This window comes from Candidatus Magnetominusculus dajiuhuensis (assembly GCF_046044395.1).
Classification (GTDB): domain Bacteria; phylum Nitrospirota; class Thermodesulfovibrionia; order Thermodesulfovibrionales; family Magnetobacteriaceae; genus Magnetominusculus; species Magnetominusculus dajiuhuensis.
In genome coordinates, this window is record NZ_JBJUSG010000156.1 from 1 (window position 1) to 7,044 (window position 7,044).

A 7,044-nucleotide genomic window follows, 5' to 3' on the forward strand; every position below is an offset into this window, starting at 1 on the left:
CAAAAACCCTTTTATCAATAGGTGCAAATTTCTATATCGGAGCTTGGGTCTAAATCCGGTCTTGACACAACCGGCGTCTTAATTTTAGAATGTCCTCATTACCGAGGGCGGAGGGCATGGCTTGAAAAGGGCATTGATTACAGGGATTACAGGGCAGGACGGCTCGTATCTGGCCGAGTTGCTGTTGTCTAAGGGTTATGAGGTTCACGGCATAATCCGCAGGGCAAGCACTTTTAATACCGGCAGAATTGACCATATCTTTGTGGACAAACACGACCCCGATGTAAGATTCTTCTTAAACTTCGGCGACCTCTCGGACTCCAGCCAACTGACAAGCATAATTTACAACGTCAAGCCGGATGAAATCTACCATCTCGGCGCTCAGAGCCATGTCAGGGTAAGTTTCGACATGCCCGAATACACCGGCGACGTAACGGGACTGGGAACGACGCGCGTCCTTGAGGCACTGAGAAAAAGCGGGGTTGTCTCGAAATTCTATCAGGCCTCTTCCTCTGAGATGTTTGGCGCTGCCCCTGCCCCGCAAAACGAACTCACACCTTTTTGTCCCAGAAGCCCATATGCCGCCGCAAAGGTCTACGCCTACTGGATGACGGTAAACTACAGGGAAGGCTACGACATGTTTGCCTGTAATGGTATTTTGTTTAACCACGAATCCCCCCGGCGCGGAGAGACATTCGTCACGAGAAAGGTTACTATGTCGGTGGCCGCTATTATTGCGGGCAAACAGAAAAAACTCTATCTCGGCAATATAGACTCTAAGCGCGACTGGGGTTTTGCGCCTGAATATGTATATTGCCAGTGGCTCATTCTTCAACAGGACAGACCGGGCGATTATGCCATTGGCACGGGGCAAACCCATACGGTGAGGGAATTTGTTGAGCAAGCCTTTGGCTATGCTGGAGTTGAAATCGAGTGGAAAGGTTCAGGCGTAAATGAACAAGGTATAGTTAAATCGCTCTCCTCATCGCATGGCTGCGTCCTGACGCCCGGCGACGTAATAATAGAAATAGACCCCGGGTATTTTCGCCCCACAGAGGTGAATGTCCTTCTTGCTGATATAACAAAGGCGTCTGAGACGTTGAACTGGCAGCCCCGCGTTACGTTTACGGAGCTTGTTAAGATCATGGTTGACGCCGATATGGAGGCCGCCAATCTGGCCCCGCCGGGGCAAGGCAACATAATCCTCGCCGAAAAAGGTCTCAACTGGACAAGCGCGGCTGCTGAAGCGCGCAGATGAATAAAACGTCAGGGATATTCCTTGCAGGACACAAGGGCCTCGTCGGCTCTGCAATATTAAGACATCTCAGAGACAAGGCATATACGAATATAATACTGAGGACGAGTTCAGAGCTGGACCTCAGGCGCCAGGTGGATACGGAGAGGTTTTTCGAGGCCGAAAGGCCAGAGTATGTCTTTCTGGCCGCGGCTAAGGTGGGCGGCATCATTGCAAACAGCACATATAAGGCCGATTTCATATACGATAACCTGATGATAGCCGCAAACATTGTCAACTGCGCGTGGAAGTACGGCGTAAGGAAACTGATAAATCTGGGGTCTTCGTGCATATACCCCAGACATGCCCCGCAGCCGATGAAAGAGGAACACCTCCTTACAGGCCCGCTTGAGCCTACAAACGAGCCTTATGCCATAGCTAAAATAGCGGCCATAAAGCTCTGCAGATACTATAACGAGCAGTACGGCACTGATTTTTTGACCGTCATGCCGACGAATCTGTATGGCCCTTTTGACAACTATAACCTCGAAACGGCACATGTGCTTCCTGCCCTGATAAGGAAATTCCACCTCGCCCGCATCATGGAAAAAGGCGGCAACGACTGTCAGGGTGCGATAAGAAGAGACCTCGCCGCCTCCCCGGTGGGCTTCGGCATAGACGCCCTGCATGACAGCGACCCCATAGCAGTTCTGGAAAGCCTTGGCGTCACGGCCTCTGCCGTCACCTTATGGGGCAGCGGTGAGCCGTACAGGGAATTCCTGTATTCAGACGAGCTGGCCGGGGCATGTGTTTATCTGATGGAACGCTACGGGCACGAGGCCATTGGTGAGCTGCTCAACATTGGGACGGGCGAGGATATGCAAATAAAAGACATCGCCGCGATGGTAAAAGACATAGTTGGATTTAAGGGTGAAGTTCGCTATGACAGTACAAAACCCGACGGCACCCCCAGAAAACTCCTCGACGTGTCTAATATAAAGGCGCTTGGCTGGCACCCGACAATAGCCCTTGAAGAAGGGATAAGAAGGGCATACGAATCCTATTTACATCAAGTCTCAGACAAATGAGTAATTTGCCCAACAATAGACAAAAGAAGCCTTTTTTGTCCAATGTTGGGTCTACCCCTATTGATAGTGGCTCATCCGATATGTTATTCTAACCAGCGGCGTGGTGTGATTTTATAAGATGAATAGGAGAAAATGGTCTGAATCGGAGTCAGGGTCAAAGACAACATTATGTATAACATATCAGATATTTTCAATATGGGTAAGCTTCAGGAGCTATCCGAAGAGTGCGGGTTTAGTAAAACAATGTATCTCGGATCTTTATCCGATGTGCCGATACTTTCTAAAGAAGATATAAAAACGATAGTAGATTTCCTGTTGCTGTTTGCTAATTTGATAGTTCAATTTGGACTATCAAAGAATAAAGAAATAGAATTACTCAACGAAAGCAGAATAAAAGATTACTTCATTTATAAACAATCCCGTCATATTGCAATGGGTGAGCTATTGGTTAATATCGCACATCACTGGAGACAACCCCTATGCTCAATAGGTGTCATTGCTCAGGATATAAAAGACGCCTATTTGCACAAGGAATTAAATGAGAATTATCTGAAAAAAAATGTTTCAGATATTATGAAAGAGTTGGTTGATTTATCAGAAGTAATAAACAGGTTTAGTAACTTTTACGCGAATGACGCACAACATATTGAAATTAATATTTCAGATATAATAAACGACACATTATTACTTATCGGTGCAACTTTTAAATCAAAAGGTGCTGTAATTGATAAAGAATTAGAAGAGGGCTTGATCGCGTCTTTTTGTCCGGATGAGTTTGCCCAAGTGATACTGAATTTGTTAACTAATGTTAATGATATATTTGATGTGCGATGTATTACTAACGGCATTGTTAAAATAAAGTCATTTAGGGACGCAATCACCGGTAAAATAGTAATAACTATTATGGATAATGGTGGTGGAGTGCCTGAGGACATTTTGGGTAAAATATTCGACCCTTATTTCACTACCAGAGACAAGGCCAGAGGAAGAGGGCTTGGTTTATATATTACTAAGATACTTGTTGAAAATAGTATGAAAGGCACCATTGAGTTAAGAAATATTGATGGTGGGTGTGAGGTTAGGATAGAAATATGAAGTATCAGAGACCGTGGCGGCGGCTGATGTCCTCTGACGCAATTCAACGGCAACTGTGGTCATTCCCTTCTGAACGACGCCACTAAAAACGTAAACAAGATAACCACGCCGCAAAACATATACAAAATAAGACCCCACTCTGTCCCGCCAAGTATGCCCAACAAATATTCGCGGTTGTAAATAAACCCCCAATAAAAAACAAACGTATAAGAAAGCAACAGCCCAAGCCTGAACCGCCCCATTAACAGGCATAATGAATTAGCAATGAAAAACATGATAATCTGCCCAAGGGTAACGGTAAAATTGTGATTCATCAGAAAACCGATAAACGTACTGTCGTCATTCATGTCCGCCACCTCACTATAATACTGGTATATTTAGGTCTTCACGGTTAATAATCATTGGCCGTCAGATTTTTTTTCTTTTTCTTTTTGCCGACGGCGGCAGCATCTGGTCAATTATGTCATCTACGGTAACCAGCCCTATCATTTGCTGAGCGTCGTTGCACACGGGAATTGCCACGAGATTGTATTTAGAGATCATGGCGGCAACCACATCCTCGTCGTCTTCGGTGTGGAGTGATTTTATGTTAGTCTCCATGATGGCAGACAATTTGAGTTCGGGGTCGCTGAGAAACAGCTCCTTAAGCGTGATAACCCCCACTAACTGTTCACTGCATTCATCTTCGCCGCTGACGTAGATATGGTAAATGGTATCAATGTCCTTGGCGTCCTCTCTGAATTTCTCTATGGTCTCAGCTATAGTTGCCGACTCCGGGTAGATGAGATATTCAGTGTTCATAAGGCCGCCCGCGGTATCCTGTTCGTGGCAGAGGAGTTCGGCGATGTTGTCGGCGTCTTCGGGTTCGATTGTGCCGAGGATTTCCTGTGTCCTGGTTGCAGGCAAATCACTGAGAATATCAGCCGCGTCGTCTGGGGACATCTCCTCGATAATGTCGGCGGCCTTTTCGGTGTCCATGCCTGAGAGTATTTCAAGCTGAGTCTCTGTTTGAAGCTCTGTAAGGGTTTCAGCCGCAGATTCGACGTCAAGCTGGTGAAAGAATGACGCACCCTCTTCTCTGGAGACGGAGTGGATAATATCGGCCAAATCTGCCGGGTGCATCTTTGAGAGCATTTGTTGGGGCATAGTCAGAGAGATAGACGTAAGGCGAGGGCTGAGGGGCTGCAGGTAGTCCCACCTGATGAGATTAAAGGGAAGGGGAATCCTGAATAAGCGCAGGAAATTCTCCCCCCGTTTTTCCACGCCAAAGCGCCTTAGAATGCCCCTCATGCCGACATCAATGGCCACAAACACGGCACTGCCCTTATAGGCTTCGATCTTAATGTCGTTAACGCGAACCACCTTTGCGCCGTTAATATCAACCACTTGTTTATCGAGAATATCGCGCACGGCGAGCAGGTCCTCGTCATAGCGCTCATAGCGCGGCAGATTGTCTTTTGTTTGAGTAGTGGTAATGATGCGCTTGTTGAAGACGGTAAGTGTTTTGTAGTGGAGACAGTAGAGTGTCTTTTTCTTTTCGATAATAATTGCTTCAAGGTCGGGCAGGGTAATGCCTTTGACGACAACAACATCCCTGATTCGGCCAAGGTCCTCGCCCTTCTGGTCAAAGACCGGCTTTTTCAGTATCTCACTTAAAAATATCTCACCAACAAGAGGCATAGATAAACTCCACCTATATTAAAACGCAGGATAATAATAACATAGCGCGATGAGATAATTTCAACAAAAAATGAGATAACCGGCAGTGCTTTGGCGCGAATGAACCCTTGATTGAAATACTCTTTGTCACCGGAGTAGCGACCACGGGTGTTTTGATAGAGTTATACCTTTTTAACCCCCCACCCCTGTATGTAAAGCCTGTCGAAACCGGTTATCTTAATTATCTCTCTTAGGAAAATCCTATGTTCCGGTAGTTCGACTCCTTCCACGACAACACATGTGTTAAGGTTTCTTCTTTTGATATCGTCAATCAGTACAAGGATTGACTCTCTCAGCTTATTTCTTATATGTTCGTAAAATTTTTTGAAGAAGACAAAGTCCACTTTTAGCCAATGGATCATATCAGGGAGGTCGTCGTATATGTGTTTGTGTATACTTTCATGGGTATAGAAGTCGTCCAGTGCGTATTTAAACATGTTGAATTTGTTTATTATATTTTTGGCTTTGACGATGTTTTCTGCTTCTATTTTCTCCGGCAGCTCAATTACAAGCTCACAATTGAATGAAACGTCCGTTACAGTTTCAGCCAGCTCGCTTAGGATATGATGGCAAAGCTCGGTATCTTCAATGAGTGCGTCGGAAAGATTTACAGATACACATCCAGTACCTGCCGCGGCAATCTTGGGCAAGAAGGCTTTTACTGTCCGAAGCAGGATAAAGTCCAGTTTTTTTAGAGTGTCTTTTCTGTATGAGAGATCGGAGAAAATCAGACCTCCCTTCACGTTATCGTACCCCTCGAAAAGTACCTCTTCAGCATAGTTTTCTATCCCATTCAATGTAAGCCTGCAAATAGCTTCCAGTTTCAGGACGTTTACATCTTTCATCCCATTTTTGTCAGCGTAATAACTTTCGACAATTCTGTTCGCCACAATCAAAGGTGTCGCAGGAATGATGGTGCTTACTGGTTTTTTCAATCTTTTAAGCAAATTGAGTGTTCCCAGGTATATGACCCTTTCATCCAGCATCTTGATAATTTGTTCCAGTATATTCCTCTGTTTGCTATCGATTGTTCTTCTGATTCCTTTTTCGGTTGTTTTCTTTCTCTCCGCAATCTGAGAAAAGTAGGATTTGTACGAGATTCTGAGTATATCCGAAAAACTCTTGACACAACCATTCATCAATTCCTTATATGTTTCATAATCATAGAAGTTGGAGATAACCGCTTCAGCAATAAGTTCTTCATTATATAAGTAGTTCACAAAGTCAGGGATAAGTCTTCTTCTGGAATATCTGGTCAGAGCATCTTTTTTGAGGAGACTCTTTTTGACATGGGAGGACATGGTCGAAAACTGCATCATTTCTGCATACTCCAGAGACCTTATAAGGCGTTCGATGTAATACTTTCCTGCCATCGTGCATACAACTCTCTCTGTGGATTCGCGATCTATGAAGAGCGTGTCATAATGGTCTGTCCTGATCATGTCGGCCTGTTGAAATGCCTTCAAACAAGAAGATATTGAGTCAGGCGCAAAACCAAGTCTCATGAATTTGTCGAAAAGGATTATCAGTTGCACTGGAGTGGCATTGTTGTCATAAATGCAGCTCAGTATCATATAGCGGATCAAATTGTTGTACCAGCAGTTTTTCTCGTTGTTGTCGAAGATGTTCAACAATACGATCTTGAATCTGCTATCGTTACATTCGTAGTCTATGTCCTCTACAAAAAACTCTCTGTTGTCCCTGCAAGCGGCGTAGAAGAAATCACTGAAATTGAGTCCCCTTTTTTCGTCAAATTGAAACCTTGCATTGATCAAGGCATTGAACAATACAGTGTCATTCATATGTCTGGACATTACAGTGTCGTAATATTTGTCAAGCATAATCCGTATGTTGCAGCGATTCTCGGTGAAGGCAAGAACGATACTGGTAGTATGTATAGTATAATCA

General features: G+C 44.7%; 6 protein-coding genes. 3 read left to right on the forward strand and 3 right to left on the reverse strand.

Annotation, left to right across the window (positions count from 1 at the left end; translation table 11 throughout):
• The first annotated feature begins 121 nt into the window (after positions 1–121).
• From gmd to AB7D94_RS15540, 3 genes are all read left to right on the forward strand, one after another.
• Positions 122–1,258: a GDP-mannose 4,6-dehydratase gene (gene gmd / locus AB7D94_RS15530; protein WP_420266896.1), complete on the forward strand. Its 1,137-nt coding sequence runs from the start codon at positions 122–124 to the stop codon at positions 1,256–1,258.
• On the forward strand, positions 1,255–2,322 hold the full coding sequence (locus AB7D94_RS15535) for a GDP-L-fucose synthase family protein (RefSeq protein ID WP_420266897.1): 1,068 nt from the start codon (positions 1,255–1,257) through the stop codon (positions 2,320–2,322). Before gmd ends, AB7D94_RS15535 begins: the two co-directional genes overlap by 4 nt.
• A gap of 195 nt (positions 2,323–2,517) precedes the next feature.
• Positions 2,518–3,417, forward strand: coding sequence for an ATP-binding protein (locus tag AB7D94_RS15540; RefSeq protein ID WP_420266898.1), 900 nt, complete (start codon positions 2,518–2,520; stop codon positions 3,415–3,417).
• A 59-nt stretch (positions 3,418–3,476) separates the two neighbouring features.
• Here the strand turns inward: AB7D94_RS15540 and AB7D94_RS15545 are convergent, their stop codons facing one another.
• The 3 genes from AB7D94_RS15545 to AB7D94_RS15555 all read right to left on the reverse strand — a co-directional run.
• Positions 3,477–3,764 carry a hypothetical protein gene (locus tag AB7D94_RS15545; RefSeq protein ID WP_420266899.1) on the reverse strand — a complete coding sequence of 96 codons (288 nt, stop codon included), beginning with the start codon at positions 3,762–3,764 and terminating at the stop codon, positions 3,477–3,479.
• A gap of 61 nt (positions 3,765–3,825) precedes the next feature.
• The gene (locus AB7D94_RS15550) at positions 3,826–5,097 is read right to left on the reverse strand and encodes a magnesium transporter (RefSeq protein ID WP_420266900.1); all 1,272 of its coding nucleotides are present in this window, start codon (positions 5,095–5,097) and stop codon (positions 3,826–3,828) included.
• A 161-nt stretch (positions 5,098–5,258) separates the two neighbouring features.
• A partial coding sequence (locus AB7D94_RS15555; protein ID WP_420266901.1) for an EAL domain-containing protein occupies positions 5,259–7,044 on the reverse strand: 1,786 nt, incomplete at its 5' end.